General features: G+C 40.3%; 14 protein-coding genes. 11 read left to right on the plus strand and 3 right to left on the minus strand.

Annotated features, from left to right (window positions below; genetic code table 11):
* Nucleotides 1–150: 150 nt before the first annotated feature.
* The 6 genes from AC1TPB_RS19790 to AC1TPB_RS19815 all read left to right on the plus strand — a co-directional run bounded on the left by AC1TPB_RS19790 (nucleotide 151) and on the right by AC1TPB_RS19815 (nucleotide 7,354).
* On the plus strand, nucleotides 151–858 hold the full coding sequence (locus AC1TPB_RS19790; protein ID WP_482078147.1) for a response regulator transcription factor: 708 nt from the start codon (nucleotides 151–153) through the stop codon (nucleotides 856–858).
* Nucleotides 852–2,123: a sensor histidine kinase gene (locus AC1TPB_RS19795; RefSeq protein WP_482078111.1), complete on the plus strand. Its 1,272-nt coding sequence runs from the start codon at nucleotides 852–854 to the stop codon at nucleotides 2,121–2,123. Before AC1TPB_RS19790 ends, AC1TPB_RS19795 begins: the two co-directional genes overlap by 7 nt.
* Before the next feature lie 151 nt (nucleotides 2,124–2,274).
* Nucleotides 2,275–2,958, plus strand: coding sequence for an ABC transporter ATP-binding protein (locus AC1TPB_RS19800; protein WP_482078112.1), 684 nt, complete (start codon nucleotides 2,275–2,277; stop codon nucleotides 2,956–2,958).
* Nucleotides 2,955–5,426, plus strand: a complete 2,472-nt coding sequence (locus AC1TPB_RS19805; protein ID WP_482078113.1) for an FtsX-like permease family protein — start codon at nucleotides 2,955–2,957, stop codon at nucleotides 5,424–5,426. Before AC1TPB_RS19800 ends, AC1TPB_RS19805 begins: the two co-directional genes overlap by 4 nt.
* A gap of 109 nt (nucleotides 5,427–5,535) precedes the next feature.
* A complete protein-coding gene (locus tag AC1TPB_RS19810; RefSeq protein WP_482078114.1) occupies nucleotides 5,536–6,126 on the plus strand; it encodes a TetR/AcrR family transcriptional regulator in 591 nt (196 codons plus the stop codon).
* A 25-nt stretch (nucleotides 6,127–6,151) separates the two neighbouring features.
* Nucleotides 6,152–7,354, plus strand: a complete 1,203-nt coding sequence (locus AC1TPB_RS19815) for an MFS transporter (protein ID WP_482078115.1) — start codon at nucleotides 6,152–6,154, stop codon at nucleotides 7,352–7,354.
* A gap of 154 nt (nucleotides 7,355–7,508) precedes the next feature.
* Here AC1TPB_RS19815 and AC1TPB_RS19820 read toward each other — a convergent pair whose 3' ends face one another.
* A complete protein-coding gene (locus tag AC1TPB_RS19820; protein WP_482078116.1) occupies nucleotides 7,509–8,540 on the minus strand; it encodes a LacI family DNA-binding transcriptional regulator in 1,032 nt (343 codons plus the stop codon).
* A gap of 275 nt (nucleotides 8,541–8,815) precedes the next feature.
* Between AC1TPB_RS19820 and AC1TPB_RS19825 the strand changes: the two genes are divergently transcribed.
* From AC1TPB_RS19825 to AC1TPB_RS19845, 5 genes are all read left to right on the plus strand, one after another.
* Nucleotides 8,816–10,888 (plus strand): sugar-binding protein, encoded by a 2,073-nt coding sequence (locus AC1TPB_RS19825; protein WP_482078117.1) that lies wholly within the window; start codon nucleotides 8,816–8,818, stop codon nucleotides 10,886–10,888.
* A 436-nt stretch (nucleotides 10,889–11,324) separates the two neighbouring features.
* Nucleotides 11,325–12,224: an ABC transporter permease subunit gene (locus tag AC1TPB_RS19830; protein WP_482078118.1), complete on the plus strand. Its 900-nt coding sequence runs from the start codon at nucleotides 11,325–11,327 to the stop codon at nucleotides 12,222–12,224.
* The gene (locus AC1TPB_RS19835) at nucleotides 12,221–13,126 is read left to right on the plus strand and encodes a carbohydrate ABC transporter permease (protein WP_482078119.1); all 906 of its coding nucleotides are present in this window, start codon (nucleotides 12,221–12,223) and stop codon (nucleotides 13,124–13,126) included. Before AC1TPB_RS19830 ends, AC1TPB_RS19835 begins: the two co-directional genes overlap by 4 nt.
* A 41-nt stretch (nucleotides 13,127–13,167) precedes the next feature.
* Nucleotides 13,168–14,919, plus strand: a complete 1,752-nt coding sequence (locus AC1TPB_RS19840) for a type 2 periplasmic-binding domain-containing protein (RefSeq protein ID WP_482078120.1) — start codon at nucleotides 13,168–13,170, stop codon at nucleotides 14,917–14,919.
* A 115-nt stretch (nucleotides 14,920–15,034) separates the two neighbouring features.
* Nucleotides 15,035–16,552: a carboxylesterase/lipase family protein gene (locus AC1TPB_RS19845; protein ID WP_482078121.1), complete on the plus strand. Its 1,518-nt coding sequence runs from the start codon at nucleotides 15,035–15,037 to the stop codon at nucleotides 16,550–16,552.
* Between the two features lie 52 nt (nucleotides 16,553–16,604).
* Here the strand turns inward: AC1TPB_RS19845 and AC1TPB_RS19850 are convergent, their stop codons facing one another.
* Together AC1TPB_RS19850 and AC1TPB_RS19855 are read right to left on the minus strand one after the other, a co-directional pair.
* Nucleotides 16,605–17,381 carry a helix-turn-helix transcriptional regulator gene (locus AC1TPB_RS19850; protein WP_482078122.1) on the minus strand — a complete coding sequence of 259 codons (777 nt, stop codon included), beginning with the start codon at nucleotides 17,379–17,381 and terminating at the stop codon, nucleotides 16,605–16,607.
* 160 nt (nucleotides 17,382–17,541) lie between these two features.
* On the minus strand, nucleotides 17,542–18,405 hold the full coding sequence (locus AC1TPB_RS19855) for a DUF6612 family protein (protein WP_482078123.1): 864 nt from the start codon (nucleotides 18,403–18,405) through the stop codon (nucleotides 17,542–17,544).
* Between the last annotated feature and the right edge of the window lie 69 nt (nucleotides 18,406–18,474).

The raw sequence follows: 18,474 nt of genomic DNA on the forward strand, positions 1-18,474 counted from the left end.
CTAAAGTCATAACGTAGATTACGCCTATTTCAACAACATTTTTTAATAAGAACACTTGTCGTTTTATGTCTGAAAATATACATCTAAGAGAGATGTATTAAAACAGCCGCCCCTGTTATAATAGTTCCATAATTTACTATTTTTTTGAGGGTGGTATATCTGAATTTAACCTTATTAGTTGTCGAAGACGACGAGTTTCTAGGTACTGGTCTACAATTTACGTTGGAGAAGGAGAACTGGAATGTACGATTAGCAACAAATTTGAATGAAGCCAACTATATATTTCAATCCGAATCCATTGATTTAATCCTTTTAGACAATCATCTCCCCGATGGAACGGGATTTGAATTTTGCACCAAAATCCGGAAATCATCAGATGTACCAATCATTTTTCTGAGCGCTGCGGATGAAGAGATTAACATTGTACAAGGACTCGATATTGGAGGAAATGATTACATTACTAAGCCATTTCGACTACAAGAACTGAAATCTAGAATTCGTGCCAACCTAAGAACTCGAACTGAAAATGAACTGGCTCGAACTATGGTTCGTTCAGACGCTGTTACACTAGATTTAGTGAAACTTAAAGTTTTCGTATCCAACGAGGAAGTTAGGCTTTCTACCCTCGAATTCAAGTTATTAAGCACGTTCATGATTAATCCCAAAAGAATACTTGAAAGAAATCTTCTGCTTGACAAATTATGCGACTTCGGAGGCGAGTTCGTAGACGACAATACCCTTTCAGTTTACATCCGAAGGCTGCGAGAGAAAATTGAAGAAAATCCATCAGTTCCACGCTTCATCGTTACCGTTCGTTCAATTGGATATAAATGGGATCAGGAGTGCAGCCAATGTTGAACTCTTCAATATGGCGCAACAAAGAATACCGAGTTGTAGTCATTAGCCTTATTATTGTGTTCACTGGATTCATTGGGATAAGCATAGTTATCAATTGCTTCCAGTGGGTAAACTTGCATAATGAATTAATTACCGAGCGTTTGTCCTTGATTGGAAAAATACTACATAGTCACCCAGAGTTAGAATCGACGGTTATCCCCCACATCTCCGATCATTTGACGGAGGCGGACTTGAATGAGGGAATTAAGACAGCGCAAAAATATGGATATTCCAAAAATTCACTTTTAATGGCAGAAGATAAATTTTATAGTTTTTATCAAAAAAATCTCATCCTGATGATTGGTGTTGCCATTCTGATACTCCTATGCAGTCTTAGTATTGTATGGTTTGCGTTTAGTCAGCTTTACGGATTCATTCGTTCGGTTTCATTGGGATTAGATCAAATCATGAGAGGTTCATATGAAACGAGTTTCGGAGAAAGTAAGGAAGGTGACCTTTCGATTCTTGGATTACAAATTAATCAGATGTCAATGCGACTTCAACTGAGTTTTAAACAGCTTCATCTTGAGCAAGAGAGACTTCGAAATTTGATTCCTGATATCTCACATCAACTCAAAACTCCACTAAGTTCGCTTAGTATGCACAATGAACTTCTTCTAAGCGGAGAATTAAGTACTAGCGAAACTCAAGCTTTTTTAGATAAAAATCATATTATTATTGAACGTATGGAATGGCTAACCCAATCATTAATATCTTTATCTAGGTTGGAATCTGGTGCAGTTCAAATGCAACAGAGGACACATGATTTAAACGATATCTTAATCAAGTCAATAGCATCACTGGAGAACCGAGCAGTAACTAAGAAACAATCACTCCTCTGCAATTTACCAGATAAACCCATAATCATGTCATACGACCGCCGTTGGCTGCAAGAGGCCATTGACAATATCATTCAGAATGCGATTCATTATACACCAGAGGAAGGTCTCATTTCCGTGAGTTTGACAGAAAGTGAGCTACTCGTAACGATCACAGTTCAAGATTCAGGTGTCGGTATTCCTGAAGAAGATTTGCCCTATATCTTCAAACGTTTTTTCAGAAGCACCGCAGTTGTTGGCAGTATGGAGATTGGCAGCGGAATCGGGCTATCACTTGCAAAACTCATTATTGATAAGCATGAGGGGCAGATTGAGGTACGCAGCACACTGGGACAAGGATCTCGTTTTACTGTCATTTTACCTAAGTCATATATTATCAACAAATAACGCCCTGCTCCAACCTAATTGGTTCGGAGATGGCGTTATTTTATTTATCCAACTATATATTCAATCTTACTAAACTGTAAGCTTTGAAGTCATAGAAGTGTAAGTTTAGGATGATATTATGGTATTAATTGATACGTATTGGAGGATTTTTATGGAATTGATTAGAATGAACCACATTAACAAAGTATTCGGAAGCGGACCAACTGAAGTCCACGCTCTAAATGACATATCCATAACCATTAACCAAGGTGAATTTGTTGCTATTGTAGGAACAAGTGGATCTGGGAAGAGTACATTATTAAATTTACTCGGAACCTTAGATAAACCAACCTCAGGAGATATTTATTTAGAAAATAAACGACTATTCTCTATGTCTCCTGATGAGTTGGCAATTCTAAGGAGAAGAAAATTCGGTTTTATCTTTCAGTATTACAATCTAATTCCTGTCTTGACCGCACAAGAAAATATTGAACTACCACTGGTATTGGACGGAAAGTCCATTGATAAACCCTACATCGAAGAACTACTACAGTGGCTTGGGCTCGACCAACGAAAAAATCATCTTCCAGATGCATTATCAGGTGGGCAGCAACAAAGAGTTGCGATTGCACGTGCACTAGCTTGCAAGCCATCCATTATTTTTGCAGACGAGCCAACCGGAAACCTTGATATGAATACTAGTAACGAAGTATTGAGCTTACTACGCTTATCCATCAATAAATATCATCAAACGTTAATCATGATTACCCACGACCACTCCATTGCAGAAAGAGCTGACCGAGTGCTAACCATTGAAGATGGAAAAATCGTTAGTGATAGGACGGTAAAAACATGAAGAGATATACAGGATTAATACCTAGGTCTATTCGAAAACAGTGGAAACATTCCTTACTGGTAGTAATCGGTATAATTTTATCAGTGACTCTGATGACCTTTATATTAACATTCATGCATAATTTGAAAGAATATAAACTTGAATCAACTGCTCAATCAGCAGGCAATTATCATGTTCAATTTACAAATCTAACGTTAGAACAGCGCGATATTATTCAATATCATCAAGCGATTATGCGTACGGGAACTGCACAATCCGTTTATGTAAAAATGCATGCTAAGGAATTGGAATCGAGACTCATGGTTGCAGATTCCACTGTGAACGATATTTTTAATATTCAACTCCTCTCAGGGAGAATGCCTGAAAGAGATAACGAAATAGTTTTGGAAAGTTGGATATTTGCCTATCTTCAACTTGAGGAAAGTATTGCTCAAACTATCATTATTAAGAAGATCCCCTTCCAGATAGTCGGTATTCTAAACAATCAAAAGTTCACTAAAAGCGCAGGCATTACATTTGGACTTATTTCGAAAGGCTCTCTAGACTTATTATCTGACGATAAAACAAATGTTGAGGATAGCTTATATGCGACATTCAACCCTATTTTCGCAAAAAAATCCGAGGACATAGAACAAATAACGACTGACATTGAAGAACAATTTGGTATACCAAGAGACAAAATTCAATATAACCAGGTTCTGTTAGCTTCTCTTGATGATTACCATCGTAAAGATTATTCCACTTTTCTTGTTATCCTTCTTAATTCTATTGCGACAATCTTTGCAATCTACAACGTTCTACATATCTCGGTAGTTGAGAAAACCCGTTATTATGGCATACTTCGATCGATAGGAACAACATCCAAGCAAACCAAAATACTTGTACTAGGGGAAGCTCTGCTGTTAAGCATTGTGTCGATTCCATTAGGGATAATTTTTGGACTTGCTGCTGTCAATTTTGCTTATCGTATGTCTTTTACATATAATGTTGAGCACATATTTGTAATTCCTTTTGATGCCATTGCGATCACTATATTCTCTAGTTTAGCTACTATTCTAGCAGCGGCAATTTGGCCTGCAAGATATGCAAGTAGAGTTTCGCCACTAGAAGCAATGAAGACTACCTTCACTCAAATTAAGCCATTAACCAAAGAACGAAGAGATACGGATGGCAAGTTTAAGAAGATTTTTGGAATGAGTAGCCATATGGCATATCAAAATATAGCCCGTAACCGAAAAGTGTTTATTCTTACCATACTTTCCATGTCAATAGGAATTGTTTTGTTTATCGTCAATGGCTACTATGTAACTAATCAGAATGTAACCTCTTTGATTGATGACCAGTTCATCTATAAATCTGACTTCTACATTAAGGCTGGTAGCCGAATCGGGTTATCCGATGAAGCTATTGCACAAATCACACAAATCCCGGGTGTAAACAATGTCATCCAAACGCGATTTACTTATGGATATTCTTATTTAAAAAAGAACCAAATCACCGAATCCTTTTATAGTTATTTACTTGCTAAACAAGATAAGTTTGACGTTGAATTTTCACAACCAAACAATGTTTTAACAAACCTCGAAATTTATGGTTATGATACAGAAACACTCTTAAATGCAAAACCTTTTTTAATAGATGGCACAATCAACCCCGAACGGTTGAGTAGAGGTGAAGAAGTCATTCTTTTTATCTCGACATCGGATAGAAAAACAGCTCTACGTGTCGGTGATGTGCTAGAAATCGGTAATAATCCTTATATTAATGCTGTCACCAGTTCCGAACGTAAATTTCACAAAGGTACCACTTCTCTTCGAATTGGCGGAATTATTGAAGACTTTTATGCTTCCAGCGATCATTATCAGGGAATTCGAATTGTTATGCATGAAGCCTTTTTTAAAGATTTCTCAGGACTCACGAATACTACAAAGGTGGATATCATTTCTTCTAAAAATGCAGACTTAGAATTAGTCGAGAGCAAGCTAAAAGACTTCGCTAAACAATCACGTTCAGGTTTCACCTCTTATAAGGTATTAAAGCAAACTATTAATAGCGAAATTAAACAAGTTACGACTGTACTCTACTACTTCATTGGAATCATTACGTTAATTGGCGTTCTTGGCATTGTCAATTCAATTACAACCAGTCTGCTCCTTCGAGTTAGAGAGTTTGGCATACTTAGGGCAATCGGCATGACAGATAAACAGTTGAAACAAATGGTGTGGACAGAAGGATTATTGTATGGTGCGATCAGCTCTATTTGTGGGATTGTGGCTGGTGTCATCCTATCCTATATTTTGTACAGAATCGTGGATAGTACAATACATCAGATGACATGGCAAATACCTTGGCTCTTTATCGCAATTTCAGGCCTATCCACCATTTTGATATCCGTATTGTCTACCATCATGCCATTGAAGCGAGTTAGAAACATCCCTATTATAAACGCTGTAAAAAGTATTGATTAAAATGCTATAGAATAATATATGTGTTAAACGATATCGAATAATTCAAATTTCATTTGCATATAAAAAATAAATTTGATAGAATAACTGACGAACGTTCGTTAAAACAGAGGTGATTCTATTGAAAAGTAAAGAGATTAAAGACGTAGCGTTAAAGTATTTCACAATTCATGGATATGAAGGAGCATCACTGTCCCAAATTGCCGATCATGTCGGTTTGAGGAAACAGTCTCTCTATTCTCATTTCAAAGGGAAAGATGATTTATTTCTACAAGTTCTACAAGATGCCAAAGAAACTGAAATCTCTTCGAAACTAGAATATCTAAGTAAAGTGGATACCCAAAATCCAAAAGCGGATTTATTAGGTTATCTACAATTGGTTATTGATTTGTTTCAACAAAGCGAACAATTAAAGTTTTGGCTGCGCATGTCTTTTTTTCCACCTCTCCATCTTGCAGCCGCGATTGATGAGGAAGTCATCGATACGGAAGAAAAAATCCAAACCGTACTTGAAAGCAAATTTCAAGATTGGATCGATGCCAACGCCATCATAAATGATACAGCCTCCATACCTACGCTTGCCTTCTTAGGTATCGTTGATTCGATCATGCTAGAGCTTGTTTATGGAAATAATGAACAACGTTTAAATGATAAACTAAATGCCTCATGGACCGTATTTTGGAGAGGTATTTCACAGCTATGATTTTACAAAAGAGAGGTATTTCTTCATGACGAAACCATTAAATCAACAAAAAACAGTTTTACTCATCCTATTAAGTAATATATTCATTGTTTTTCTAGGAGTCGGACTTATCGTCCCTGTTATGCCATCCTTTATGAATATGATGAATTTATCAGGTCAATCGATGGGGTATCTTATGGCGGCCTTTGCGTTCGCACAATTACTTATGTCTCCCCTCGCAGGACGATGGATTGACACTTATGGTAGAAAGAAAATGATCATCATCGGCTTATTCCTCTTCGCTATTTCGGAGGTGATTTTTGGTATAGGTACACATGTATCTGTTCTTTATTTTTCCAGAATTCTAGGAGGTATTAGTGGTGCATTTATTATGCCTGCCGTAACTGCCTTTGTTGCAGATATTACTTCAGTAGAGGAAAGACCGAAAGCGATGGGCTATATTTCTGCAGCCATTAGTACCGGTTTTATTATTGGCCCAGGTATTGGAGGATTTATTGCTGAGCTAGGTGTACGTGCCCCATTCTACTTTGCCGCTGGCTTCGCATTAATAACAGGTATTTCATCGCTATTTATTCTCAAAGAGCCACTAACTAAACAGCAGCTTTTGGAAATCAGTCGGCTTAAAAAAGATACAAACTTGGTAGGTGATCTCAAACGTTCACTTCAACCACTATACATTATTGCCTTTATTATTGTATTTGTACTAGCCTTTGGTTTATCTGCATATGAAACTGTGTTCAGCCTATATTCTGATCATAAATTCGGTTTTACTGCACAAGATATTGCTACCATTATTACAATAAGCGCAATCTTCGGCGTTGCCGTTCAGGTGTTTATGTTCGGTAAAATGGTCGATAAACTCGGCGAAAAGAAACTCATCCAAATATGCTTAATTGCTGGTGTAGGATTAGCAGTGGCATCCACGATGGTCTCTAGCTATTTAGCCGTTTTGCTAATTACTTGTTTCATCTTTCTCGCATTTGACCTGCTACGCCCAGCGTTAACGACCTATTTATCAAAATCTGCCGAACAAGAACAAGGATTTATCGCTGGAATGAACTCAACATATACAAGCCTCGGCACAATCGTCGGGCCCGCGTCAGCCGGTATATTATTTGATGTCAACATCAACTACCCGTATCTCTTTTCAGCTGTCATTATGTTCATTGGTCTTATCATTACGATGATGTGGAAAGAAAAACAATTCGTTAATCACTTGGAAAAATAATATGAAGAACAACCTACTTAAGCTGTCGAGAAATTCTCGACAGCTTTTTTATGCCTTATTATTTAACATGACACTGTATTAATACACAAAATATCTCAATAAGTTGTCCAATGGAGGACGGGTTGGTTAGAGAGGCTTTCGGCGGAAATACTTGTCATAACTCGTTCCCAAATCCTCCGCAGGACTCACGAAAGATGAACGGCGTCTCGAACACGAGTGATTTCGGTTCGGACGAAGTATCGTGAATCCTCTCCATGACCAAGCGGATACATGCGGCAGCCATTTCCTCAACGGGTAGCTTCACTGTCGAAAGGGACGGAATGCTGTATTTCTCTGCATCATGGTCGCCGTACGTCAAGATTTCCATCATGTCAGGCATTCGGATACCTGCACGATGGAATTCAGGAAGTGCTCCGACAGCCATGAGCCCTAGCGGGAAGAATATCGCTGTTGGTAGGTCGCCGCCTCCCTTCACAATCTTTTTGGCTGCCGAATTCCCGCCCTCCATCGTCATCGGAGCAATTTGGATATGCCGCTCCTCCAGTTCGAGTCCATACTTCATGCACGACTCGACGAATCCTGTGAAGCGCAGATTGTTTTCCGAATTCACAAGATGATCTGGTACAATCGTACCGACCTTTTTATGCCCGCGGACCGCGAATAGTTCAGCTGATTTGCGACCAATCTCGTACGTATCTACATGTGCGCAGCTGTAGCTACTGCTCTGGCGATTAAACATTACGGTCGGCAAGCTTAAAGGATGTTCTTCCAGGTAACGTTGCTCCTCTGCAGAGATACCTGTCAATATCGCTCCATGATAGCTGCCTTGATCGCAAATCTCCTTAATTCTGTGAATCTGCTTCCGCTTGTATGGCTGGATGGTCATCTCGAATTCAAATTCTTGTTCGAGAATCGAGCTCTGAGCTCCCACAAAGAACCGCCCCAACAACTCCGACGAAAGATCGGAAGGCCAAAAGGTGGCAATGGCCGGAATGTTCCGGGCATTCGATTGTCTCAGTCTTCTTGCCGAGACGTTGGGCAAATACCCGATTCCCTGTGCAGCTTCCAAAATCCGCTGTTGCGTTTTTTTCGAGATCCTCATTTCATCACCGCGACCGTTAAGCACGATGGAAACAGTCCCTATAGAGAGGTTCGTTCGTTCTGCTATTTCTTTAATCGTTGACATTTTCATCCGTCCCATTCCAAGTCGTAATACTTTATTAATACGGAATGGAACCGATATTGTCAAGCTTACGATTATTACTAATAATATATTGACTTTTTTCACAATTGGCGTTACGATTCACGCGTAAGCTAAAACGAAATTGCAACTCTGAGAATGCTACTATGAAAGGTGTGATTGATGGCAGAGAAAATCCGATCTAATATCGTTTGTGGGAAGATAATTTGAGATTTTGAAGAATGGTGTCTGACTCTGAAATTAATAAGGAGGAGAGCATTTTGAAAAAAGAAACAATAAAATTACTTAAACCCATTATGATGATGTTAACTGTTGTAGCCTTGGTATTCATGAATTCACTTGGTTCAATACCTGAGGTCTCTGCCGCTCCAGCCAAGGCCAAGCCGGCATTCAAACAGAAGGGCACTATCTCACTGTCAGTCGGCGAAGCCTATACGTTCGAAGTCGTAAATAAGCCAAAGGGTGCCGAGTATCAATGGAATAGCGACAAAAAGTCCGTCGCTGTTGTGGATGACAACGGACGCGTTGAAGCTGTTGGAGCCGGTTCGGCAACGATTACCTATGTTTATACAGTCAACAAAAAGAAGGAAGTCATCGCAGCAAAAGTCAACGTTAAGGAGAGACCTATGAAACATGATCCTAAAAAAATAATCGTGGATAAGAATGGTTTCGATTCCAGCGGAAGAATGGTAGCCTATTTCGGTTCACCGACCATTGACGGCAATGTAGATCCTATGTGGAATGAGGCACAGGTAGTCTTGCCGCAGCATATATCAAGCAATATCGATACATCGGCTACGTTCAAAGCGTTATGGGATGATCGTGCGCTTTATATTCTAACAGAAGTCAAAGATAAAAACCTATCCGTCCAATCCGGAACACCGTACATGCAAGATTCGGTGGAAATATTCCTTGACGAGAACAACGACAAGACTAAAGAATATGGTGCAGACGATTTACATTTCCGCGTCAATTACGAAAATGCCTTATCCGTGGACAACGGAGATGCCGACATGTATTATACGTCCGCAAGAAGAGTGAAAGACGGTTATGTTATCGAATCGAGAATTGCTCTGAAAACTACACCGGCAAATGGCACGGTACTTGGCATCGAATTGCAGATTAACGAAGCCATAGGAACGGAGCGATTGGGTAGCATTAATGTGTTTGACGCAACAGGTAACGCATGGAATGATCCGACCAAATTCGGCGAAGTCTTGCTTACCGGAAAGTCAAAAGGTGATGTCAGTGGTCTGAATCCCTATGATCTCATGAACTTGATCAAGAGTACGCTGAAGCTTGATTTCAAACTTTATAAAAATGCCAATATCGTAACGGATGCCATTGTTAGCGTTGTTTCTGAAAGCGTACTCAACGGCAATAAAGTCAATCAGAAGCAAATTGATGAACATTATGCCACGATTAAAACTGCAATTAGCAAGTTAGAAATGACCGAGGAAGCGGCGAATGAGAAATACTTCAAGCCCCTTCCCAATGAATATCGAATGGAAAGCGACAAACCAGGTAAAATTGAAAGTTTATATTACCAAACGCCTAATTTGACGGAAGGAATAGATGACAAAAAATTACACGTCTACCTCCCTTACGGTTATGACCCCTCCGCAACGAATAAGAAATACAACGTTCTCTATCTAATGCATGGCGGCGGCGAGAACGAGGATCTCATCTTCGGCGGACCCGGACAGAGCAAAGAAATGATGAAAATCTTGGACAATATGATTGCAGCAGGCGACATTGAACCGCTTATCGTCGTGACGCCTACCGTCAATGGCGGCAAAAATGATGTCGCTCTCTTCCACGAGGAACTAATCGATACCATTGTTCCATTGGTGGAAAAAAAGTACAATACTTACGCCAAATCCGGAAGTTCGGAAGATTTGCAAACATCTAGAGAGCATCGGGCATTCGGCGGATTCTCTATGGGCTCTGTCACAACGTGGTATACCTTTATTCATGCCCTAGACTATTTCAAATATTATATACCGTTAAGTGGCGACAGCTGGGTAATCGAGCAGGGAGGTGGCGGACATCAGCCGAAGAAAACGGCGGAATACCTTGCGAATGTTGCAAAAGAGTCTGGTTATAAGCCACAGGACTATTACATCTTTAGTGCTACTGGTAACTTGGATATCGCGTATCCGAACTTGAAGCCTCAGGTCGATGCGATGAAGCAGTTAACGGATGTCTTTATCTATTCGTCAGATACGAAGAAGGGGAATTTCTACTTCCTTGATGCTGATGGCGGTACACATGCTTGGAATTGGCAGAACCAGTATATTTACAATATTTTGCCGGACCTGTTCAGTAACTAGGCAACCGAAATCACATATGGTTCATGCAAAACTTACTAACATTAGTAGCACAGACCAAGTCCTTGGTTTGTGCTACTTTTTTCATAGTAGAAGTATTCCATTCCACCACAGCCATTTCCGCGAAAAAGATGAACAAACTTCCGTTCCTCCCCCTCTTTCTTCTTCAGCATTATATAAGCCCTATTGCAGACTTTTCTCCACTTTTTCAACACTCTATATTAAGTCCGTTTTCAATATGCGGATAGGTCAATTATACATTTGTATATATCATTGTTTTACATTGTTTATTAACCTATGATTTTATTACTGGATCTGGGGTATATATTCGTGGCCTTTCTAAAATCCGGACTGATATAAATATCAATCAACGACTTATTGGAAGCGCTATCTTAAATGAGAAATGGGTGATCGTACTTTGAATGTTAAAGCAAACAACATGAGAAGAACTTCTTTTATCAAATTCTTATATGTCCTACCATTTATGTTGCTGCTCGCTACCTTTGCTTATTACCCGTTATATGGATGGGTTTATGCATTTTTTGATTTTAGCCCGCCAATCCCCCTATCCCAATCAGAGTTTGTAGGACTAAAGTGGTTTCGGTCTTTAGTTGAAAACCAAGTGAAGATTGATCAATTACTCCAGGTCATCAAGAACACGTTCGCAATGAGTGGCTTGCTTCTCATGTTCTCATGGCTCCCTATGATTTTTGCAATTTTCCTAAATGAGATTAAAGCAATCCGCTTTCGCAAGATCATTCAAACAGTAACCACACTTCCTAACTTTATTAGCTGGGTTTTGGTCTATTCACTCGCATTCTCCATGTTCTCTAGTGAAGGTATCATTAATGGTCTATTGAGGCAGCTCTCGTTAATCGATTCTCCGATTCTATTCCTTCAAAATACGGATAATGTCTGGATCACGATGTGGCTCTGGACAACTTGGAAAGTTCTAGGCTGGTCGGCCATCTTGTATATTGCAGCTATTATGGGAATTGATGATTCGTTATATGAAGCGGCCCGTGTAGATGGGGCGACACGAATGCAGATTATACGCCATATCATATTGCCAAGCCTGATACCTACCTACTTTGTACTGCTGTTGTTGCAAATTGCAAGCTTCTTGAACAATGGACTAGAACAATATTTTGTATTTCAGAATGCATTTAACAAGGATTATATACAGGTACTGGATCTCTATGTATATAACCTTGCTATGGGTGGCGGCAGTTATTCCGTTTCTGTTGCAATCAGCATGCTAAAGAGCTTGATTAGTGTAGTACTTCTCTTCTCTGTTAATGGTCTATCTAAATTACTGAGAGGAGAGAGCATTGTATGATGAAGGTCCAGCTCACTCTCACTGATAAGTTGATTTCAGTTCTGATTTATACCCTATTTATCTTATTTTCTCTAGTCTGTGTCTTCCCTTTCTATTCCATCATCATTAATACGATAAGCGCCAATGACATAAGTGCTAGAGGTGATATTATATTTTTTCCGAAGCAGATTCATTTTCAAAACTACATTGATGTGTTCAAAATCCCTGGACTGGGGAATGCAGCGATGATTTCAATCGGCAGAACCTTGATTGGAACTAGCTTGACAGTAGGTGCCTCAGCCTTTTTGGGATACATGTTCTCTCAGGAAGATATGTGGAAACGGAAATTTTGGTATCGCTTTACGATTATTACGATGTATTTTAATGCCGGCATTATCCCATGGTACCTGACCATGCGATCCTTGAATCTGACCAACAATTTCTTGGCTTATATTTTTCCAACCATTGTAGCACCATTTTTCATCATTCTAGTTAAGACCTTCATTGAATCAACGCCAAAGGAATTGCAGCATGCGGCAAGCATCGATGGTGCTGGGGTCATGACGATTTTCCTTCAGGTTATCTTGCCGATTAGTAGGCCTATCTTAGCTACAGTGGCGATATTCGCAGCGGTGGATCAGTGGAACGCCTTTCAGGATACGTTATTACTGGTCACTGACAACAGGTTATATAGTTTGCAGTTCATTCTCTACAACTATATTAATCAGGCGAGTTCACTATCAACGATGGTGAATCTGCAGAACTCAGGTTCACTAACGATGGCGACACTGGCGACAAAGCAAACGTCGACCTCGATCCGCATGACAGTGACAATGATCGTTGTTGCGCCGATTCTACTAGTGTATCCGTTTTTCCAAAGGTTCTTTGTAAAAGGAATTATGATCGGTGCAGTGAAAGGCTAACTAGCACCATTATAATATATTCATTTATTAAGGGGGTACTTATGAATAAACCTATTAAGGCAATTAAAAAAACTTCAGCAGTATTGTTTACATTAATGTTGACGATTTCAGTCGTTCTATCAGGTTGTACAGGTGCAACTAACAAGCAAGTGAATTCTAGCTTAACAAATGCTGGTACTAACCAAGATCCACTTACGATTACTGTCTTTAGCAACGCTGCAAATTATCAAGGAGAACAGACAGGTTGGTATGGCAAGCTTCTTACAGACAAGTTCAATATTACACTGAATATTTTATCTCCGCAGGTTGCTGGTGACCAGCTATACAAGACTAGAACTGCGGCTGGAGATTTGGGAGACTTGCTGGTCATCGATAACAGCCAATTTGAGGAATTAATACCTGCTGGTCTTATAATGGATATTACCGATATGGTGCAAGATACGAAATATCTATCCACCTATGTAAATGATCACTTTAAGCCGTTTAATGACGCATTTGCTGAGGTGAATCCAGATAAAAAAATTTATGGCATGCCGACATTTGTTGCTGGTACCTCTCCTACTACTTTCTCAGAGGATCTCCCCTATTCAAGCCCTATTTTGCCATGGGATTATTACAAGGGAGTGGGATCTCCAGAGCTGAAAAATTTGGATGATCTATTGAACGTACTAAAAGAGATGCAAGAGCAATACCCACAGACACCAGATGGAAAGTCGATTGTTCCAATTACCCTATGGAAGGATTGGGATGGCGGCGGCATGGAAAATGTACGGTGGATAAGCAACTGGTACGGGTATGAACAGCCGGATGGTACTTCTACAATCCAGTTGAATGCTAAAGGCGATATCGTACCGCTCACCGACGACAACAGTATGTACAAGAAAATTTTGCAATTCTTGTTTAATGCTAATCAAATGGGGCTAGTTGATCCTGACTCTGCTTCGCAGGATTGGAATAAGGTAGCTGAGAAGCTCACCAACAAACAGGTTCTACTCTTATGGTATACATGGCAAAGAGGCTTCTATAACAGTATCGAACGAGGTAAGAACGGTGATGGGAATGTTGCAGTTCCGATTGCTGACACTCGAATCATACAGACTAGTGATGCTTATTATGGTAACGGAAGAGTATTTGCTATTGGTTCAAAGGCAAAGGATCCCGCTAGAATAATAGAATTCCTGGATTGGTATGTTTCACCTGAAGGTCTTCGTCATTACACGAATGGATTTGAAGGCTTCAATTATGAGAAGTCCGCAGACGGCAAGTTTAAGCTGACCGAAGTAGGGCAAACTGCCTTCCAGCAAAACACCCCAGTTCCGGATGAATATGGAGGCGGCGGATACCAGGACGGGCAAAGCAAGATCAATAGTATGATTATGAGCGATTTTGTCATCGATCCAGATTCAGGAGAATTCTATAATTCCAATTACTGGAGCACTACGATTGAGGCGAATAAGACTACACTCACAAATGAGTGGCAGAATGCCTATGGCGCTAAGGATGCAACAGAATATTATCTTAAGCACGATATGATCGATATTGTACCGAATATCAACACAAGCTTAGGAAACGATTCATCTGACATCAAGAACAAACGAAGTCAAATATCGGATTACGTTAAGAACACTTCCTGGAAGCTGGTATTTGCAAAGAATCAAGCAGATTTTGATGAGTTATGGGCTAAGATGCAAAGCGATGTAGTTGGCCTCGGCTGGAATGATGTCGTTGAGTCAGATTCTATAAAAGCACAGAAAATTGTTCAATTGCGTGCAGATGCATTAGCTAGTAATTAAATATTACATTTTATAAGTTCTGAACAATGAGGGATATTATGTTTAAGTATATATCCCTCATTGTAACAATTATCTGATAAGCACCAAATCGACAAACAGAAGGGAGAAATGTAAGATGCTAAGAGTTGTACAGGTTGAAAATGGGACGATTAAAGGGCTGCCAGCAGCCGACCCACGGATTACAAGCTTCAAGGGAATACCTTTTGCGGCACCACCCATAGGAGAATATCGTTGGCGTGCTCCACAGCCTGCAAACAACTGGGAGGGTGTGCTTAAAGCTTACGAATTCGCACCTATTTCCATGCAGGTGAAACAAGAGATTAACGACAACAACATTTATACTCGGGAGTGGGCCGTAGAGCCCGATATCGCAATGGATGAGGATTGTCTCTACCTAAATATATGGACACCAGCCAAGATTGTTGATGAGCAATTGCCGGTATTTGTATGGTATTTTGGCGGCGGCTTGCAGGTTGGGCATACGGCCGAAATGGAGTTCGACGGCGAACGTATTGCTCGACGCGGCATTGTGGTCGTTACGATCAACTATCGTCTCAATGTCTTCGGATTTATGTGTCATCCTGAGATTACTGCTGAAACTCCTGAAGCGCCTGCTAATTTCGGACATCTTGATCAACAGGCGGCTACTAGATGGGTTAAGAAAAATATTGCTTCCTTCGGGGGTGACCCGAACAATATCACCATCGGCGGACAATCTGCTGGCGGCGGAAGCGTGTTGAGTCAGCTCACTTCACCTCAGAATGAAGGGTTGTTCCAGAAGGCTATTATCCAAAGCGGGATTCACACACAGCTTTACCCATCAGGGAGCATGCACAGATTTCATAGTATATTGGAGGATGCTGAACAGGAAGGCGTGAAGTTTCTGGAATATCTCGGCGTTTCCTCGCTTTTGGAGGCCAGACAGCTTGATGCAAGCTATCTACGCGACAAGGCGGTGGAATACCGAGGCTTTTGGGCAACTGTTCGTGATCAAGCATTCAATGTAGGGCATCCATTTGAATTGTTCCTTCAAAATAAACGCTGTATGGTTCCGGTCATGCTGGGTCATACCTCCTCTGAATTTTTCAGTACCCCGAATGTAGACACGCTTGATGCTTTCAATGAGATGGCAGTGGAATTGTTCGGTAGTGATGCAGATGAGTTTTTGGCGTTATGCGGTGCTCAAGTGGGAAACCTTGAGGAAATGAAGATAAAGGCTTCAGTCAGCAGTATTGAATATGCAATACGCATTGCAGCACAAGCGAATGCCGATACGAACGCTAACACTCCTCTCTACTATTATAATTTCGATGCAGAGATTCCAGGCTGGGATAATCCTGGCACCTTTCATTCGGTAGATTTATGGTTCTTCTTTGAAACGCTCGCCAAATGTTGGAGGCCGTTTGTCGGCAAGCATTACGATTTGGCCAGCCAAATGTGTAATTACTGGTCAAATTTCATTCGCTCAGGAGATCCGAACGGATTACATTCTACAGGAGAACCGCTACCTCGATGGGATGCTTATTCGTCCGAAGCTCCATATGGTATGTTGTTCGCAGATGACTCTGAATTTTCTAGAGAGCAATCGAGTGAGCTGATGAAGTTTTTAGTGCAACAATATTTTACAAAGTGAATTAGGTTGGTTACGCAACTAGAATGAAAGGTGGAATTAATACCTTTCTTAGCTAAATTGAAGCATCAACCTTCAATTTGATTTGATATTGTCTTGGGGTACTTCCTGTAATCTGTTTAAATTGCCTGTGGAAGTGCTCAACATTTTGATAGCCGCATTTAGAAGCAATTTCTGCAATGCCTTGGGTACTATGAAGCAAATACTCTTTTGCCAATCGAATACGGTAGCAGATAACGTCATCTATACAGGATACCCCAAAGGTTTTTTTGTAGATAATCTGAAGATAGCCTGGACTAATGTGAAGATAGTCTGCCATCTTCGAAACTGTCCAATAATCGGTTGGATTATTGTGAATGGCGGTGCGAAGCCGCAATAGATTATAGTACTGGGGGGTGATTTCACCTTCTAAATTGGACTCCATTAGCTTATTGAATAGCGTGCGGAGCAACCCGTCGATGGATAAAGTTTTGTAAGCCCGATTGTAATGATGTTCGATAACTAGCAGTTCCATTAGCTTGTGACAATAATCAGGATCGCTTAAGGATAGAGGAAACCCATGGGGTAGAGGTGATTCCGTAATGTAGGGTTCATTCGACTCGAACCGAAGCCAATCATTGGTAAAAGAATCTATGCAAGCTCGATAATAGACCTTCTGCTGTGGGCGGTATAGGATGGCGCTGTGAGCGGGATATTCTTTGAGTTCTCCATTGACCCAGAAGTGTGCTGGAGTCTTGGTGATGACGAGGAGCCAGTGAGAGCCCACGGGAACATCGATTTCAAAATTACTTGCGTGCGAAATATTGCATTCTGCGAAGTGAATATGTGTCATCAATGCCACCTCCTACAATAATGATGATATTATACCAAATAGCACGGTCGAGAACTCGATCTTGCAAGCAACTGGCATCTAAGCAAAATAATATGAACAAAGAGACGTCAAAACTCTACCATTCAGAGTAATGACGTCTCTTTCTCAAATCCATTCATTATTACATACTAGGAGCATCCAACGCCTCTTGAGGTACATTAATTTCCCCAACCTCATTGTACTTGCCGATCGTGCTAGTTATGTCCATATCTAATGTAAACTTCATACCTTCTTGCTCCATTTCCGCCTGCATTATAACATCGGATCTCGTAGGTAAGAACGTTTCTTTATTCATTGCTGACAACACTTTAATACTTTTAATGTTCATAGCATCTATCATAGCTGCCACTTCTTCGCTATTACCGCCACCTTGACCCATCAATGATTTGGCAAGATCTTTTACGCTGTCCCCGGACAATTCTGCGGTCATAATATAATCGCTGCCCTCTTCAGTAATCTTTGTGTCCTGAGCGATCGATTTAAAGTTTTCCAATTGCTTTTCTGGCTTCACAGAATCCTCTAAGCTCGCGATCATTTCTGCCAAAGCTGCATCTGGTTGCTTATACCAAGTTCCATCAACTTGAGTGAAAATGCCTTCTTCTGTAACATATTGTGTCATCAGTTGATTACCTTCTGGCATTTCCATAACAATTTCCTGAACCATTTTCAAAGGATCTTTAATAAAATCTGATTTAATCGTCATATCAACTTTTTGTTCTGTTGTATCGTCGCCTTGACTAATTATAATATTTTGTTTCATTTTCATGTCCATGGAGAAGCTTTGCAGGTCGGCACTTGCAACCGTTGATTTCTCAATCAGTTCCTCAACAGTCGGAACTGCTTCTTTTTCTTTATTTCCAGAACCTTGAGATTGTTCTATACTATTACCCTGTTTATTTCCATTACTACCAGTATTATCTGCTCCACACGCAGTCAATCCTAAAACCAACATTGCTGACACTACGAAAATCGCTATTTTATTCAATTATTTTCCTCCTACAAACTTTTTGTTGCTACCTGACATAACTTCTATGATACAAAAAGTTACCTCGAA

This window comes from Paenibacillus sp. Y951, assembly GCF_056786395.1.

Bases quoted from the DNA above. Each gene is read 5' to 3' on its own strand.
- AC1TPB_RS19795 (WP_482078111.1), top strand. From the start codon at position 852: ATGTTGAACTCTTCAATATGGCGCAACAAAGAATACCGAGTTGTAGTC.
- AC1TPB_RS19800 (WP_482078112.1), top strand. From the start codon at position 2,275: ATGGAATTGATTAGAATGAACCACATTAACAAAGTATTCGGAAGCGGA.
- AC1TPB_RS19805 (WP_482078113.1), top strand. From the start codon at position 2,955: ATGAAGAGATATACAGGATTAATACCTAGGTCTATTCGAAAACAGTGG.
- AC1TPB_RS19815 (WP_482078115.1), top strand. From the start codon at position 6,152: ATGACGAAACCATTAAATCAACAAAAAACAGTTTTACTCATCCTATTA.
- AC1TPB_RS19820 (WP_482078116.1), bottom strand. From the start codon at position 8,540: ATGTCAACGATTAAAGAAATAGCAGAACGAACGAACCTCTCTATAGGG.
- AC1TPB_RS19830 (WP_482078118.1), top strand. From the start codon at position 11,325: ATGAGAAGAACTTCTTTTATCAAATTCTTATATGTCCTACCATTTATG.
- AC1TPB_RS19835 (WP_482078119.1), top strand. From the start codon at position 12,221: ATGATGAAGGTCCAGCTCACTCTCACTGATAAGTTGATTTCAGTTCTG.
- AC1TPB_RS19840 (WP_482078120.1), top strand. From the start codon at position 13,168: ATGAATAAACCTATTAAGGCAATTAAAAAAACTTCAGCAGTATTGTTT.
- AC1TPB_RS19845 (WP_482078121.1), top strand. From the start codon at position 15,035: ATGCTAAGAGTTGTACAGGTTGAAAATGGGACGATTAAAGGGCTGCCA.
- AC1TPB_RS19850 (WP_482078122.1), bottom strand. From the start codon at position 17,381: ATGACACATATTCACTTCGCAGAATGCAATATTTCGCACGCAAGTAAT.